At 72.5% G+C, this 16,056-nt stretch carries 12 protein-coding genes and 1 pseudogene; all 13 read right to left on the reverse strand.

Going from position 1 to position 16,056, the window contains the following annotated elements; genetic code table 11:
- Positions 1 to 34: 34 nt before the first annotated feature.
- The 13 genes and pseudogenes from ACIQCJ_RS07150 to ACIQCJ_RS07210 all read right to left on the reverse strand — a co-directional run bounded on the left by ACIQCJ_RS07150 (position 35) and on the right by ACIQCJ_RS07210 (position 15,647).
- A complete protein-coding gene (locus ACIQCJ_RS07150) occupies positions 35 to 679 on the reverse strand; it encodes a hypothetical protein (RefSeq protein ID WP_402710931.1) in 645 nt (214 codons plus the stop codon).
- Positions 680 to 895: 216 nt separating this feature from the next.
- A complete protein-coding gene (gatB, locus tag ACIQCJ_RS07155) occupies positions 896 to 2,404 on the reverse strand; it encodes an Asp-tRNA(Asn)/Glu-tRNA(Gln) amidotransferase subunit GatB (RefSeq protein WP_355348095.1) in 1,509 nt (502 codons plus the stop codon).
- A gap of 29 nt (positions 2,405 to 2,433) precedes the next feature.
- Positions 2,434 to 2,658: a hypothetical protein gene (locus ACIQCJ_RS07160; RefSeq protein ID WP_355348092.1), complete on the reverse strand. Its 225-nt coding sequence runs from the start codon at positions 2,656 to 2,658 to the stop codon at positions 2,434 to 2,436.
- Entirely contained in the window at positions 2,655 to 4,148 is a 1,494-nt protein-coding gene (gene gatA, locus ACIQCJ_RS07165) for an Asp-tRNA(Asn)/Glu-tRNA(Gln) amidotransferase subunit GatA (protein ID WP_355348089.1), read from the reverse strand. Before gatA ends, ACIQCJ_RS07160 begins: the two co-directional genes overlap by 4 nt.
- 4 nt (positions 4,149 to 4,152) lie before the next feature.
- A complete protein-coding gene (gene gatC, locus ACIQCJ_RS07170) occupies positions 4,153 to 4,449 on the reverse strand; it encodes an Asp-tRNA(Asn)/Glu-tRNA(Gln) amidotransferase subunit GatC (protein ID WP_355348086.1) in 297 nt (98 codons plus the stop codon).
- Positions 4,450 to 4,659: 210 nt separating this feature from the next.
- Complete coding sequence (locus ACIQCJ_RS07175; RefSeq protein ID WP_402710932.1) at positions 4,660 to 6,798, reverse strand: putative bifunctional diguanylate cyclase/phosphodiesterase; 2,139 nt, start codon at positions 6,796 to 6,798, stop codon at positions 4,660 to 4,662.
- A gap of 222 nt (positions 6,799 to 7,020) precedes the next feature.
- On the reverse strand, positions 7,021 to 9,327 hold the full coding sequence (ligA, locus tag ACIQCJ_RS07180) for an NAD-dependent DNA ligase LigA (RefSeq protein ID WP_402710933.1): 2,307 nt from the start codon (positions 9,325 to 9,327) through the stop codon (positions 7,021 to 7,023).
- A 25-nt stretch (positions 9,328 to 9,352) separates the two neighbouring features.
- On the reverse strand, positions 9,353 to 10,363 hold the full coding sequence (locus ACIQCJ_RS07185) for a methionine synthase (protein WP_355348077.1): 1,011 nt from the start codon (positions 10,361 to 10,363) through the stop codon (positions 9,353 to 9,355).
- 58 nt (positions 10,364 to 10,421) lie between these two features.
- Positions 10,422 to 11,636 carry a hypothetical protein gene (locus ACIQCJ_RS07190; RefSeq protein ID WP_391044745.1) on the reverse strand — a complete coding sequence of 405 codons (1,215 nt, stop codon included), beginning with the start codon at positions 11,634 to 11,636 and terminating at the stop codon, positions 10,422 to 10,424.
- A 363-nt stretch (positions 11,637 to 11,999) separates the two neighbouring features.
- Positions 12,000 to 12,689 (reverse strand): SDR family oxidoreductase, encoded by a 690-nt coding sequence (locus tag ACIQCJ_RS07195; protein ID WP_355348071.1) that lies wholly within the window; start codon positions 12,687 to 12,689, stop codon positions 12,000 to 12,002.
- Complete coding sequence (locus ACIQCJ_RS07200) at positions 12,686 to 13,216, reverse strand: TIGR00730 family Rossman fold protein (RefSeq protein ID WP_355348068.1); 531 nt, start codon at positions 13,214 to 13,216, stop codon at positions 12,686 to 12,688. The genes ACIQCJ_RS07195 and ACIQCJ_RS07200 overlap by 4 nt, the downstream gene beginning before the upstream one ends.
- A gap of 110 nt (positions 13,217 to 13,326) precedes the next feature.
- A pseudogene (mnmA, locus tag ACIQCJ_RS07205) lies at positions 13,327 to 14,397 on the reverse strand (tRNA 2-thiouridine(34) synthase MnmA); the annotation flags it as partial.
- 83 nt (positions 14,398 to 14,480) lie between these two features.
- Positions 14,481 to 15,647 (reverse strand): cysteine desulfurase family protein, encoded by a 1,167-nt coding sequence (locus ACIQCJ_RS07210; protein WP_401722840.1) that lies wholly within the window; start codon positions 15,645 to 15,647, stop codon positions 14,481 to 14,483.
- Positions 15,648 to 16,056 lie beyond the last annotated feature (409 nt).

A 16,056-nucleotide genomic window follows, 5' to 3' on the forward strand; every position in this document is an offset into this window, starting at 1 on the left:
GGTGCGGGTGCCTTAGACGCTCACCGCGCGGGGGTCAGGACGCGGGGACCGTAGGGAGGTCGGCGAACACGTCGAACCACATGGCGCCCGCGATGAGCAGGCCGATGAAGGCCAGGACGACACCGCCCCAGGCCAGCGCCTGGCTCCAGTGGCCGCGGGCGGCGCGGGCCCGGGAGGCCGGGTGCAGCAGCACTCCGCCGCAGACGATCAGCGCGACGACCGCGAAGATGCCGTTGACCAGGGCGATCGCGTGCCAGGGCGTGCCGTATCCGGCGGCGATCTGCTGCTTGGCGGTGCCGCTGGACGTCTTGATCTGGCCGATCAGGCCCTGCCGCTGGGAGACGACGTTGCTGAGCCAGGTGCCGGTGAGCGAGGACAGCGCGAGCGCGGCGCCCGCGACGGCGGCGGCGCCGGTCACGATGGCGGAGGCGGCGGACGGCGCCGCGGGCTCCGCGGCGAGGGCGTCGTCCTCCTCCTCGGCGTCGGCTCCGTCGCCGATCACCTCGTAGTCGGTCTCGTCCACGACTTCGAGGTCGGCCGCGGTCTCCGCGGCGGGGGTGCCGGGCTTCTCCTGCGCGGACGCGGTCCCGCTCTCGGTCTCGGTCCCGCTCGCGGTCCCGCTCTCAATCCCGCTCTCGGTCTCGGCGTCGGTCACTGTGGGGGGCTTGGTGGTCTCCATGGTCCGCACCGTAGGGATGCTTTCTGAGAGCGGACTGAGAGTCGTCTGAGAGTGCCCGCCTCAACCTGTGAGATCCACTGTCCACATCCCGGCCGAGGCCGCCCCCGGCGACGTGAGCCGCCCACGGCGCGAAGGGACCGCCCACGGCCGAGGGCGGCCCCCGCCACCGGGAACCGCCCTCGTATAACCGTCCGGGCACGCGCGGGCGGCCTGGCCTCAGCCCTGCACGCCCAGCTTCTCCAGCACCAGCTCACGGACCCGCTTCGCGTCCGCCTGCCCGCGCGTGAGCTTCATGACGGCGCCGATCAGCGCGCCCGCCGCGGCCAGGTTGCCGCCACGGATCTTGTCCGCGATCGCCGCGTTGGCCGCGATGGCCTCGTCCACGGCCGCGCCCAGGGCGCCGTCGTCGGACACGACCTTCAGGCCGCGCTTGTCGACCACCTGGTCGGGGTCGCCCTCGCCCGCGAGAACGCCCTCGATGACCTGGCGGGCCAGCTTGTCGTTGAGGTCGCCCGCCGAGACCAGCGCCGCGACCCTGGCCACCTGCGCCGGGGTGATCGGCACATCGGCCAGCTCGGTGCCGGACTCGTTGGCGTGCCGGGCCAGCTCGCCCATCCACCACTTACGGGCCGCCGCCGCGTCCGCGCCCTCGTCGATGGTGGCGAGGATCAGGTCGAGCGCGCCCGCGTTGAGCACCGACTGCATCTCGTGGTCGGCGATGCCCCAGCTCTCCTGGAGCCGCTTGCGGCGCAGCCGCGGCAGCTCGGGCAGCCCGGCGCGCAGCTCCTCGACCCAGTCACGGGCCGGGGCGACCGGCACCAGGTCGGGCTCCGGGAAGTACCGGTAGTCCTCGGCCTCCTCCTTGATCCGGCCGGAGGTCGTCGACCCGTCCTCCTCGTGGAAGTGCCGGGTCTCCTGGAGGATCGTGCCGCCGGAGGACAGCACCGCCGCGTGCCGCTGGATCTCGAAGCGGGCCGCCCGCTCCACACTGCGCAGCGAGTTGACGTTCTTGGTCTCGCTGCGGGTGCCGAACTTCTCCCGCCCGTGCGGGCGCAGCGACAAGTTGACGTCGCAGCGCATCTGGCCCTGCTCCATCCGGGCCTCGGACACGCCCAGCGCCTTGATCAGCTCGCGCAGCTCGGCGACGTACGCCTTGGCGACCTCGGGGGCGCGCGCGCCCGCTCCCTCGATCGGCTTGGTGACGATCTCGATCAGCGGGATGCCCGCGCGGTTGTAGTCCAGCAGCGAGTGCGAGGCGCCGTGGATCCGCCCGGTGGCGCCGCCGACGTGCAGCGACTTGCCGGTGTCCTCCTCCATGTGGGCGCGTTCGATCTGCACCCGGAAGACCTCGCCGTCCTCCAACTGGACGTCCAGATAGCCGTTGTACGCGATCGGCTCGTCGTACTGCGAGGTCTGGAAGTTCTTCGGCATGTCCGGGTAGAAGTAGTTCTTCCGGGCGAAGCGGCACCACTGCGCGATGTCGCAGTTGAGCGCGAGGCCGATCTTGATCGCGGACTCCACGCCGACCGCGTTGACCACCGGCAGCGCGCCGGGCAGGCCAAGACAGGTCGGGCAGGTCTGCGAGTTGGGGTCGGCGCCCAGTTCGGTCGAGCAGCCGCAGAACATCTTGGTCCTGGTGCCCAGCTCGACATGGACCTCGAGGCCCATCACCGGGTCGTAGGACGCCAGCGCGTCCTCGTAGGACAGCAGCTCCGTGACGGTCACAGTTCCCTCTACCTTCTCAGTCCGTCCGGTCAGCCGGTCAGGATGTCGTCGTCGTTCGCCTGGCGCAGCTCGCGGATGAGCAGGGCGACGCCGGTGGCCACCGCGGCCACCCGGATCAGGCCGTCGACCAACTGGAGGGTGTCCTGCTCGCCGCGGGCGGTGCGGACCTTCTTGATGTTGCTGAAGGCCGCGAAGAGCGTGCTGCCGATGGCCAGGTACGTGCCCGGCTTGCCCTTCTTCTTCACGGTGCTCATAGCTGGGGTGCCTCCTCTAGCAAGGGGTGGCCCCACTTCTTCACGAAGGCGGCCTCGACGGCGGCGCCGACCCGGTAGAGCCGGTCGTCCTTGAGTGCGGGTGCGATGATCTGGAGTCCCACCGGCAGCCCGTCCTCGGGGGCCAGTCCGCAGGGCAGCGACATCGCCGCGTTGCCCGCGAGGTTCGCGGGGATGGTGCACAGGTCCGCGAGGTACATCGCCATCGGGTCGTCGGCGCGCTCGCCGATCGGGAAGGCGGTGGTCGGCGTCGTCGGCGAGACGATCACGTCGACGCTCTCGAATGCCTTCTCGAAGTCCCGGGTGATCAGCGTGCGGACCTTCTGCGCCGAGCCGTAGTACGCGTCGTAGTAGCCGGAGCTGAGCGCGTACGTGCCGAGCATGATGCGGCGCTTGACCTCGGGGCCGAAGCCCGCGTCACGGGTCAGCGCGGTGACCTCCTCGGCCGACTTCGTGCCGTCGTCGCCGACCCGCAGGCCGTAGCGCATGGCGTCGAAGCGGGCCAGGTTGCTGGAGCACTCCGACGGCGCGATCAGGTAGTACGCGGCGAGCGCGTACGTGAACGACGGGCAGGAGATCTCCACGATCTCGGCGCCCAGGTCGCGCAGCAGCTCCACCGACTCGTTGAACCGCTGGACGACACCGGCCTGGTAGCCCTCGCCGCCGAACTCCTTGACGACGCCGACCCGCAGGCCCGCCACGCCGCCGTTGCGCGCGGCCTCGACGACCGGCGGCACCGGCGCGTCGACGGAGGTGGAGTCGAGCGGGTCGTGCCCGGCCATCACCTCGTGCAGCAGCGCGGCGTCCAGCACCGTACGGGCGCAGGGGCCGCCCTGGTCGAGCGAGGACGAGAAGGCGACCATGCCGTACCGCGAGACGCCGCCGTAGGTGGGCTTCACGCCGACCGTCGCGGTCACCGCGGCGGGCTGCCTGATGGAGCCGCCGGTGTCGGTGCCGATGGCCAGGGGGGCCTGGTACGAGGCGAGCGCCGCGGCCGAACCGCCGCCGGAGCCGCCGGGGATACGGGTCAGGTCCCACGGGTTGCCGGTCGGGCCGTACGCGCTGTTCTCCGTCGAGGAGCCCATCGCGAACTCGTCCATGTTGGTCTTGCCGAGGATCACCACGTCGGCGGCCTTCAGCCGCTTCGTGACGGTCGCGTCGTACGGCGGGATCCACCCTTCGAGGATCTTCGAGCCCACGGTGGTGGGCACGCCCTCGGTGGTGAAGATGTCCTTCATCGCCAGCGGCACACCCGCCAGCGGGCCGAGCGGCTCGCCCGCCGCGCGCTTGGCGTCCACGGCGCGGGCCTGCTTGAGCGCGCCCTCACGGTCGACGTGCAGGAAGGCGTGCACCTTCTCGTCGACGGCCTCGATCCTGGCCAGGTGCGCCTCGGTGACCTCGACCGCGGTCAGTTCGCCGGACGCGATCTTCTCCGCCGTCTGAGCGGCGGTCAGCCTGATGATGTCCGTCATGGTCTTAGTCCTCCCCCAGGATCTGCGGCACCTTGAAGCGCTGCTGCTCCTGCGCCGGGGCGCCCGACAGGGCCTGCTCCGGGGTCAGCGACGGCCGGACGTCGTCCGGGCGCATGACGTTGGTCAGGGGCAGCGGGTGCGAGGTCGGCGGTACGTCCTCGCCGGCCACCTCGGACACGCGGGCTACCGCGCCGATGATGTCGTCGAGCTGTCCGGCGAAGTGGTCCAGCTCGTCGGCGGACAGTTCCAGCCGTGCCAGCTTGCCGAGGTGGGCGACCTCCTCGCGCGTGATGCCAGGCATGCGATTGCGATCCTCTGCGGGGTGAGATGTCGGTGGACCCCTCATCCTACGGGCCCGGGGGCACGCCCCCAGACCCCATTTCCCTCCCGCGCGCGGCAACCCGATCTTCAGGGGCGCGGCCCCGGTACGGTGCGCTGACGCGGGGCCCTGCTTTTCAGGGGCGTACCCACCTGCGCAAGCGGACGCACAAGGGCCGTGCCCGTGGGCGCGTCAGGGTCGGCGGATCTCCGGCAGAGCCGAATGCTCGGGCTCGGGTTCGGGCGTCGCCGCCAGCGCGGCGACAGGCCGCTGCCACCCTCGTTCACCGCGGGCGCGCAGCCACGCCGTGGCTTCGTCGGGAGGCATGGCGGCGGCGACGAGCCACCCCTGGACGGCGTCGCACCGCAGGTCACGAAGGCGTTCCCAGGTCTCGTCGTCCTCGACGCCCTCGGCGACGACGAGGAGGCCGAGGGAGTGGGCGAGGTCGATGGTGCAGCGCACGATCTCGGCGTCCTCGTTGTCGATGACCAGGCGGGCGACGAAGGAGCGGTCGATCTTGAGTTCGCTGACGGGGAGCCGTCGCAGGTGGACCAGGGAGGAGTAGCCGGTGCCGAAGTCGTCGAGGGACATCTTGACGCCGTGTCCGGTGAGCCCGTTGAGGGTGTCGGCGGCGCGCTGCGGGTCTTCGAGCAGGACGTGCTCGGTGATCTCCAACTGGAGCGAGCCCGGCGGGACCTGGTGCCGGGCGAGGCGGGCGGCGACGGCGCCCGCGAAGCCGGGGCTGTGGACGTCGCGGGGCGAGACGTTGACGGCGACGGGGACTTCGAGGCCCATCCGGCGCCAGCGGGCGACCTGCGCGAGGGCGGTGTCGAGGACGTACTCGGTGAGCTGCGGCATGAGCCCGGACGTCTCGGCCATCGTGATGAACTCTTCGGGGTTCACCCGGCCGCGCTCCGGGTGCTCCCACCGCACCAGCGCTTCGAGTCCGGCGACCTGGCCGTCGAAGCGGACCTTGGGCTGGTAGTGGAGCTGGACGTCCCCGGCGTCCAGGGCGCGGCGCAGGTCGCCGAGCAGGCCGAGCCGGTCGGGGGTGTTGCCGTCGCGCTTGGCCTCGTAGACCTCGACGCCGCTGCGGTCCAGCTTGGCCTGGTACATCGCGACGTCGGCGCGGCGCAGCAGCCCTTCGGCGTCCACCGCGTGGTCGGGGAAGACGGCGACCCCGGCGCTGGCCTCCAGCACCAGGGTCAGGCCGTCCAGGCTGATCGGGGAGCCGAGCGCCAGGGCCAGCGCGCGGGCGACGCGCTGGGCGCGGGTCGGCGAGTCGCAGATGGGCAGCAGGACGGCGAATTCGTCGCCGCCGAGCCGGGCGGCCTCGGCGCCGCGCGGCAGCGCGAGCCGCAGCCGGTCGGCGACCTGGAGGAGCAGCCGGTCGCCCGCGAGGTGCCCGAGCGTGTCGTTGACCGAGCGGAATTTGTCGAGGTCGATGAGGATCAGGGCGCTGCGCTCGCCGCGTCCCTGGGCGATGTCGAGCGCCGACCGGACGCGTTCCAGGAGCCATTGACGGTTCGGCAGGCCGGTGAGCGGGTCGCGGAGCTGTTCCTCGGCGCGGGCGTGCGCGATCCACAAGGTGGAGTCCAGCGCGATCAGCGGGACGGAGAACAGCGGCAGCAGGACGGGCATGTCGCAGGCGACGACCAGGATCAGCGGGGAGATGCCGAGCAGGGCGACGCCGACCATGCCCTGCCGGATGAGCGCGGTGCGCGCGACCGTGGGCAGGCCGCCGCCGCGCGGGGCGAACGCGAGCCACAGCAGCAGCCGGGTCGCGGTCAGATAGGCCAACGCGGTGACGAGGATGGCCGGGGCGGCGGACAGCGTCCAGGCGGCGGGCCGCCAGGGGCCCTCGACGGAGGGGTGGTCGCCGAAGCAGTAGAGGGCGAGCACGCCCGCGCCGATGCCGAGGATGTCGATGGCGCCGTGCAGGGCGGCCTCCCGCCAGCGGTGCCTGCGGGCGGCCCCGACCAGGACGACCACGGCGAGGCTGACGAGGACGGCGGGCACCCAGCCGTAGAGCAGGAGCATGGCGAGGGTGAGGGCGGCGCCGGATCCGGTGCCGCCCCACCAGCGGTCGCGGCCCATCGCGACCAGGTGGCCGACAACGATGCCGGTGAGTACGGCCAGGGCCCAGCCGATGGTGCCGCCGGGGAACAGCGCGTGGCCGCTGACGACCATGCGGACGACGCCCGCGACGAGCGCGGCACCGGCCACCGCCGGCACCCCTATCCGGATCGACGGCCGGGTCGCGCACGGGAGCGGTGTCGCGGCCTGGCTGCTGGGCAGCGGCGCCGCTACGACGCCCTCCGTCGTTTCCATGCCCGTCCCTCTCGCAGCCTGGTGTGGCAAGCAGGTCCACCGCGCCGGTGCCCGCGGTGGGACCCGCTGAGGCCGCTGGAAGGTTCATGCCCGGCGGGCGCGCTTCTCAACAGTAGGCCGCGACACGCCACCTCGGGCACCGATCGGCAGGGGTTCCCGGAATGCGACCTGGGCGATCGCCGTATTCTGATATAGGCCGAACGGGTGACATCCCAGGGCCATTCAGCCGGATTCGGCGGCCGTTTCTGTGCCGTCGGCGTCCGCCGCTTCCGCGTCTTCGGCCACCGGCTTGTCCGCGGCACCTTCCTCCGTTTCCGCCGCCTCCGGCGGATTCACCGCCACGGCTCTGGCGGCTTCGGCCCCCTGTTCGAGCAGGACGGCGAAGCCCGGCTCGTCCAGCACCGGCACCTTCACCTGGAGCGCCTTGTCGTACTTGGAACCGGGGTTGTCGCCGACGACGACGAAACTCGTCTTCTTGGAGACCGAGCCGGTGACCTTCGCACCGCGGCTGACCAGGGCCTCCTTGGCGCCGTCCCGGGTGTGTCCGGCCAGTGTTCCGGTCACGACGACGGTGAGTCCTTCGAGGGGACGCGGTCCCTCGTCCGAGCCCTCCTCGGTGAACTTGACGCCCGCGGCCCGCCACTTCTCGATGATCTCCAGGTGCCAGTCCTCGGCGAACCACTGCTTCACCGACGCGGCGATGGTCGGGCCGACGCCGTCGACCGCGGCCAGTTCCTCCTCTGCGGCGTCCTTGATCCGGTCCAGGTCGCGGAATTCGCGGGCCAGCGCCTCGGCGGCCACCGGGCCGACATGACGGATCGACAGACCGGTGAGGATGCGGGCCAGCGGGCGCTCCTTGGCCGCGGCGATGTGCTCCAGCATCGCCAGCGCGTTCTTCTTCGGCTCGCCCTTCTGGTTGGCGAAGAAGGTGACGATCTTCTCGTCGCCGCTGTCCGCGTCCCGCTTGGGCAGGCCGGTGTCCTGGTCGAGTACGTAGGAGCGGATCGGCAGCAGCTCCTCGATCTCCAGGCCGAACAGGTCGCCCTCGTCCTTCAGCGGCGGCTCGGAAGGCTCCAGCGGCTGCGTCAGAGCGGTCGCGGCGACGTATCCGAAGTTCTCGATGTCGAGGCACTTGCGGCCCGCGAGGTAGTAGATCCGCTCGCGCAACTGGGCAGGGCAGTAGCGGGCGTTGGGGCACCGCAGGTCGATGTCCCCTTCCTTCATGGGCTGGAGGGCGGTGCCGCAGTCCGGGCACTCGGCGGGCATCACGAACTCCCGCTCGCTGCCGTCCCGCAGGTCCGCGACCGGCCCGAGGATCTCCGGGATGACGTCGCCCGCCTTGCGCAGCACGACGGTGTCGCCGATCAGGACGCCCTTCTTCTTCACCACGTCCTGGTTGTGCAGCGTCGCGAACTCGACCTCGGAGCCCGCCACCGTCACCGGCTCGACGACCGCGTACGGCGTCACGCGCCCGGTGCGGCCGACGCCGACGCGGATGTCCACCAGCTTGGTGTTGACCTCCTCGGGCGGGTACTTCCAGGCGATCGCCCAGCGCGGCGCCCGCGAGGTGGAGCCGAGCCGTCCCTGGAGCGGGATCTCGTCCACCTTGACCACGACGCCGTCGATCTCGTGCTCGACGTCGTGCCGGTGCTCGCCGTAGTAGGCGATGACGTCGGAGACCTCGGCGAGCGAGTCGACCACCTTGTTGTAGCGGGCGGTCGGCAGGCCCCACTCGCGCAGCAGCTCGTACGCGTGCGACTGGCAGTCGATGTCGAAGCCCTGGCGGGCGCCGATGCCGTGCACCACCATGCGCAGCGGGCGGCTCGCGGTGATCCGCGGGTCCTTCTGCCGCAGTGAACCGGCCGCCGCGTTGCGCGGGTTGGCGAAGGGCTTGTCGCCCGCCTCGACCAGCCGCTCGTTCAGCTCCTCGAACTTCTCGCCGGGGAAGTACACCTCGCCGCGGATCTCCACCAGTTCGGGCACGCGGTCGCCCGCGAGCCGGTCGGGGATGTCGGCGATCGTCCGTACGTTGGGCGTGATGTCCTCGCCGGTCCTGCCGTCGCCGCGCGTGGCGGCGCGGGTGAGGCGGCCCTGTTCGTACGTCAGATTGACCGCGAGGCCGTCGACCTTCAGCTCGCACAGGAAGTGGTACGGGCTGTGCGTGTTGTCCGGCGGGCCCAGCTCCGCGGCGACGCGCTCGGCCCAGGTGGCCAGCTCCTCCGGCGCGAAGGCGTTGTCGAGCGACAGCATCCGCTCGCGGTGCTGGACGGAGGTGAACTCCGTCTCGTACGCGCCCGCGACCTTCTGGGTCGGCGAGTCGGGGGTGCGCAGGCCCGGGTGCTCCTCCTCGACCGCTTCGAGTCGGCGCAGCAGCGTGTCGAATTCGGCGTCGCTGACGACGGGCGCGTCGTTGACGTAGTAGCGGAAGCGGTGCTCCTCGATCTGCTCGGCGAGGCGTGCGTGCTCCTCGCGTGCCTCGGCGGGGATCTCCGCCGAGCTCGCCTCGCCCCGGCTTGCGTCGTCGTCCACGGCTGCCACGAAACTGTCCCTTCCCTCACTCAGGGTTGTCGACGAGCGATCGCGCCGCCTTCGCGCAGTGCACCAGGGCGGCACGGGCATAGGCCGGAGAGGCCCCCGCCAGACCGCAGGAAGGGGTGACCGCGACCGAGGAGCCCAATGCCCCCGGCGCCAGCCCCAGCCTGCGCCACAGCGCCCGAACACCACTGACGCTACCGCCAGGGTCTGACAATGGGGCATCCTTGCCGGCGACGACACCGGCGAAGAGCGCGGTGCCGCCTTCCGCGGCCTCCCCGAAGTCGTCCCAGTCACGCTCGGTGAGCAGGTCGAAGTCGAAGGAGATGCCGACGACCCCGGCGCGCCGCAGCAGACCGAAGGGCACCTCGGGGGCGCAGGAGTGGACGACGGCCGGTGCGCCGACCGCCGCGATCAGGTCGCGCAGCGTCGACTCGATGACGGCGCGGTCCACCGCGCGGTAGGTCTGGTAGCCGCTGGCCGTCCTGATCCTGCCGTGCAGCACGGAGGTGAGCGACGGCTCGTCGAGCTGGAGCACGATCTGGGCGCCGGGGACCCGGCGCCGCGCCTCCTCGACGTGCAGCCGCAGGCCCTCGGCGAGCGATCCCGCCAGGTCGCGTACGGCCCCGTGGTCGCGCAGCGCGGCCTCGCCGTTGCGGGTCTCGACCCCGGCGGCCAGCGTCCACGGGCCGACCGCCTGGATCTTGAGCGGCCCTTCGTAGCCCTGGGTGAACTCCTCCAGCGCGTCCAGGTCCTCGCCGAGCCAGGACGTGGCCCGCTTCGAGTCCCGTCCCGGCCGGTCGCCGAAGCGCCAGCCGCTGGGCTCCACGCGGGCGTAGAGGTCCACGAGCATGCCGAGGGTCCGGCCGATCATGTCGGCGCCGGGGCCCCGGCCGGGCAGCTCGGGCAGGAAGGCCATGCCCGCCGTGGCCTCCACGGCCACCCGCGCCGCCTCCCGGGCGTCGCCGCCCGGCATGGACCCGACACCGGTCGCGGTGCCCGCGGGCAGGGAGAAGTCAGTCTGGGTACTCACGTCCGAAAGCGTATGCGCTCCGCGGCCGGTCGCTTTCCCTCGCGGCGGTCGCCCTCCCCTACGGCGGGCCGTTCCACACCAGCGACAGGTGGACTCCGTAGATCGCGGAGGCGACGGCGGCGAAGGAGAGGGTGCAGGCGATGGTGCGCGGGTGGGTGCGGGCGAGGACGCGGGCCAGCGGGATCAGCAGGGGGAAGCCGGGGAGCAGGAAACGGGCGCGGGCGATGTAGACGCCCGCGCCGAGGGTGAGGACGGCGAGGAGCGCGCCGCTGAAGAGCAGCAGCGGCAGCGGCTGGCGCTGGACGAGGCTGAAGGCGAAGAGCGCGAAGCAGGCCACGACGACGAGGGTGACGACGACGAAGGCGACGGGTACGTCGCTGCCGCGCGGGCCGAGGAAGACCCAGCGGAAGCGACGCAGCAGGTAGCCGCCCTTGCTGAAGCGGTTGCCCCAGGCTTCCTGGACGGCGAAGTAGCCGTCGGCGCGGTGCACGCGCACGCCCACCCAGACGACGAAGGCCAGCCATCCGGCGGGCGCGAGCAGCATGCCGAGCGCGGGCCGCCAGACCGGCCCCCACCAGGGTCCCTCGCGCGGCTGCCGCAGTGCCCGGACCGCGGCGAGCCCGGCGGTGAGGCCGACGGCCGCGGCGATGGCGACGCCGGTGGGCCGGGTGAGTCCGGCCAGCGCGGCGAACGTCCCGGCCCACACCCAGCGTTTGGCCAGCGTGGCGTAGAGGGCGGCGGCGCAGAGCGCGGTGAACAGCGACTCGGTGTACGCCATGCTCTCGACCAGCGCGTGCGGCAGGCAGCCCCACAGCACCGCGAGGATGACGCCGGTACGCCGCCGGTGGAGGCGGTTGCCGACCAGGAAGATCAGCCAGGCCGCGGCCATCGAGGCGGTCAGCGAGACCAGCCAGGACGCCTTGGCGTCGCCGACCGGCAGGACCGCGTCCGCGACGCGGCAGAGCGCCGGGTACAGCGGGAAGAACGCGAGGTTGCTCCAGCCGTGCCAGGCGTTGGGCACTCCGGTGACCGTACGGTCGTAGCCGTGCTCGACCACGTCCTGGTACCAGCGCGAGTCCCAGGACCCGTACAGCACCGTGCCGGGTGAACGGCCGCGCCGCTCGGCGAAGTAGCAGAGCAGGACGATGCCGAGGGCGCGGGCGGCGCCGTAGCCGAGCAGCGCGGGGGCGGCGAGCCGCAGGGCGGCCTCGGCGCGGGTCCGTACGTCCCGCCCGGCGCTGCTCGGCCGGGGTACTGCGGTGGCAGAGGCCATGGTCGGTCCGCTCCCTCGGATCGGGGTGGGGCGCGGATGACCTTAAGGTGCGGAAGTGACGAAAGCGGTCGGATATCGGCTGCGCCGGAGCAATCGACCGGCATAAGTACACGGTTGGGCGACCGCCCCCTGCGGGAAGCCCAGCGAAACCGGCGGGGCGGGGGGCCGCCCGCCCGAAACGTGACGCGCCCCCGGCCGCCGAGACGCGACGCGACGGGCCGGGCCGACGTACGACGGGGCGCCCGGCTGCCTCACGCGCGGCGCGCGCCACCCGCCACAGCCCGCACCCCGCCGTCGCCGTCAGCCGTCGCCGTCAGCCGTGCCGGAGGCGGCACACCGCTGCCGCCAGGCGCGCCCGAGGCGTTACCGGCCCGGTCGGACCGTCAGGTCGGTGATCTCCGCGTCCCGGGGCAGGTCGATCGCGGTGAGGACCGTGGTGGCGACCGACTCGGGCGCGATCCAGCGCTCGGCGTCGTACTGCTTGCCCTCCTGCTGGTGCACCTTGGCCTGCATGGGCGTGGCGGTGCGGCCGGGGAAGACGGAGGTGACGCGCAGGCCGTTGGCGTGCTCCTCGCGGCGCAGGGCGTCCGCGAGGGCCTTGAGGCCGTGCTTGCTGGCCGCGTACGGGCCCCACTGCGCGTGCGCGTCGAGTCCGGCGCCGGAGTTGACGAAGACCACATGGCCGCGGGAGAGCCGCAGTTGGGGCAGGAACAGCCGGGTCAGCTCGGCGGGGCCGACGAGGTTGACCGCGAGCGTCTCGTTCCACACCTTCGGGGTGAGGTCGCCGATGTCGCCCAGTTCGACCACGCCCGCGATGTGCAGCAGCGAGTCCAGCCGGTCGGGCGGCGACTGGTGGCCGAGCGCCCAGGACAGCCGGGACGGCTCGGCGAGGTCGCCGACCAGGGTCCGCGCGCCGGGGAAGGCGGCGGCCAGCGCCTTGGCCCGGCCCGCGTCCCTGGCCAGCAGCCACAGTTCGTCGCCGCGCTCCAGCAGCCCGCGCGCGACCGCGGCGCCGATGCCGGAGCCGGCTCCGGTGACCAGGTGGATGCTCACACGTTCTCCGTCAGGTAGGTCATGGCCTCTTCGCCGGTGTCGGCGAAGGCCACCAGATCGGCCAGCGGGAGCGGCAGGAAGCCCTCCGCGTCCATCCGGTGCAGTTGTTCCCTGAGCCCGTCGTAGAAACCGGCGCTGTTGAGCAGCACGACGGGCTTGGCGTGCAGCCCGTGCTTCTTCAGCTCCAGGATCTCGGTGGCCTCGTCCAGTGTGCCGGTGCCGCCGACCATGATGACGATCGCGTCCGCGCGCCGCAGCAGTTCCGCCTTGCGCTCGGCGAGGTCGACCGCGGTCACCATCTCGTCCGCGTTCTCCCGCGCCTTGGACCGGAGGAATTCCACCGACACCCCGACCAGCCGGCCGCCGCTCTCCTGGACGCCGTCCGCGACGACCTTCATCAGGCCGACGTCCGAGCCGCCCCAGACCAGGGTGTGGCCGCCGCGCCCGATCAGCTCGGCGAATTCACGGGCAGGGGCCGTATACCGCTCGTCGAGATCGGCGGCGGAGAGGAAGACACAGATGTTCATACGGTCACGGTATCGGCGCCCGCGCGCGCTCCTGCGGCCTGATCGGCGTTCACGGCGGCGGTCCGTTCCGGCCGCGGGTCCGTCCGGTCGGCGGTGGCCCGGTCCGCGGCCGAACCCGCCCGGTCCGTCGTGGCGATCGTCGCCGAGCCGACGACGCGCGTGCCGTCGTACAGCACGACGGCCTGGCCCGGCGCGATGCCGCGCACCGGCGCGCCGAAGCCGACCCGCAGCTCGCCGTCCACCAGCTCCGCCGTCACCGGTACGTCCTCGCCGTGCGCCCGCAGTTGCGCGGTGTACGCGGCGGGGCCGGCCGGCGGGGTGCCGCACCAGCGCGGCTTGATCGCGGTGAGCGATGTCACGTCGAGAGCGTCGAGGGGGCCGACCGTCACGGTGTTGTCGACCGGCGAGATGTCCAGGACGTAGCGCGGCTTGCCGTCGTCCGCGGGGACGCCGATCCGCAGGCCCTTTCGCTGGCCGATGGTGAAGCCGTAGGCGCCCGTGTGCGTGCCGACCCGCGCGCCGTCCTCGTCCACGATCGCGCCCTCCGCGGTGCCGAGGCGCTTGGCCAGGAAGCCCTGGGTGTCGCCGTCCGCGATGAAGCAGATGTCGTGGCTGTCGGGCTTGCGCGCCACCGCGAGCCCGCGCCGCTCGGCCTCCGCGCGGATCTCGTCCTTGGTGGTCAGGGTGTCCCCCAGCGGGAACATCGCGTGCGCGAGCTGCCGCTCGTCCAGGACGCCGAGCACGTACGACTGGTCCTTGGCCGCGTCGCTCGCCCGGTGCAGCTCGCGCGTGCCGTCGTCCTTGACCAGCACGGTCGCGTAGTGCCCGGTGCAGACCGCGTCGAAGCCCAGCGCCAGCGCCTTGTCCAGCAGCGCGGCGAATTTGATCTTCTCGTTGCAGCGCAGGCAGGGATTCGGCGTCCGGCCCGCCGCGTACTCCGCGACGAAGTCCTCGACCACGTCCTCCCGGAAGCGCTCCGCGAGGTCCCACACGTAGAACGGGATGCCGATCACGTCGGCCGCCCGCCGCGCGTCCCGCGAGTCCTCCACCGTGCAGCAGCCCCGCGCGCCCGTCCTGAAGCTCTGCGGATTCGCCGACAGGGCCAGGTGCACGCCGGTCACGTCGTGCCCCGCCTCGGCGGCGCGCGCCGCCGCCACGGCGGAGTCCACACCGCCGCTCATCGCGGCCAGTACGCGCAGCTTCTTGCGATCGGCGTCAGGGAAGTCATTCACTCCCCCAGAGTAACGGCCTCCCGGCCCGGCCCTCAGGTCTGGCCCGCGGCCCTGGCGCGTTCGACGGCCGGGCCGATGGCGGCGGTGAGGGTGGCGATCTCGGCGGGGGTGGTGGTGTGGCCCAGGGAGAAGCGCAGGGTGGCGCGGGCGTGGGTGGGGGGCTGGTGCATGGCGAGCAGGACGTGGCTGGGCTGGGCGACGCCCGCGGTGCAGGCGGAACCGGTGGAGCAGGCGATGCCCTGGGCGTCGAGGAGCAGGAGGAGGGCGTCGCCCTCGCAGCCGGGGAAGGTGAAGTGGGCGTTGCCGGGGAGGCGGCCCGCGGGGTCGGGGTCGCCGTTGAGGATGGCGTCGGGCACGGTGGCGAGCACGTCGCGGACGAGGGTGTCGCGCAGGGCGCCGATGTCGCGGGTGAAGGCGGTGCGGCGCTCGGCGGCGAGGGTGCCTGCGGTCGCGAAGGCGGCGATGGCCGGTACGTCGAGGGTGCCGGAGCGGCTGCGCTCCTGGCCGCCGCCGTGCAGCAGCGGTACGGGGGTGTCCTCGCGCCGCAGCACGAGCGCGCCGACGCCGTACGGGCCGCCGATCTTGTGGCCGGTCACCGTCATCGCGTCGAGGCCGCTCGCGGTGAAGTCCACCTCGGCCTGGCCGAACGCCTGCACGGCGTCGGAGTGCATCGGAATGCCGAACTCCCGTGCCACCTCGGCCAGTTCGGCGACGGGCAGCACCGTACCGACCTCGTTGTTCGCCCACATCACGGTGATCACGGCCACGTCGTCGGGGTCACGCTCGATCGCGGCGCGCAGTGTCTCGGGGTGGACCCGGCCGTAGCCGTCGACGTCCAGCCACTCGACGACGGCGCCCTCGTGCTCCGCGAGCCAGTGGACGGCGTCCAGCACCGCGTGGTGCTCGACCGGGCTGGCCAGTACGCGGACCCTGCGCGGGTCGGCGTCCCTGCGCGCCCAGAACAGGCCCTTCACCGCCAGGTTGTCCGACTCGGTGCCGCCGCCGGTGAAGACGATCTCGCTGGGGCGCGCGCCAAGTGCCGCGGCGAGCGCTTCCCGTGACTCCTCGACGGTCCGCCGGGCCTGCCGCCCGGCGGCATGCAGTGCGGACGCGTTCCCGGTCACCGTGAGGTGGGCGGTCATCGCCTGGACCGCCTCCGGGAGCATGGGCGTGGTGGCGGCGTGGTCGAAGTAGGCCATGGTGCCCCGATTCTACGTTCGCCGGAGCAACCTTCCGACCCCCACCCGCGTCCGCCCACCCCACAACGTGCCTCACCCCGGCGACCAACGCCCCCGGCGCGAGGCAACCGATTGGCCGGAGCGATGGATGGCGGATGCTCATGGCTACCGTCTTTCGCGGTGCGGGCGCCCACCGGCCGCCTTGTCGCGCCGATGGCGGAATACCTCGGAAACCACTCCGCACATGAGGAATCCGTACCAGATGGCACCCGCCAATGTGGCGTCGGCCACCCCCGAACGCCGCACCGCGAAAGCCGTCAATCCTCCAGCCGCGCAGAACGCGAAGACCCTCGCGAACGCGGGAAACAGGTGTGTCCTCACCGCTCCATGCCCCCTCTCCGGGTGGGACCCGGCGCCTCACCGTATGGCC

The organism is Streptomyces sp. NPDC093221 (genome assembly GCF_044753885.1).
Taxonomy (GTDB): Bacteria; Actinomycetota; Actinomycetes; order Streptomycetales; family Streptomycetaceae; genus Actinacidiphila.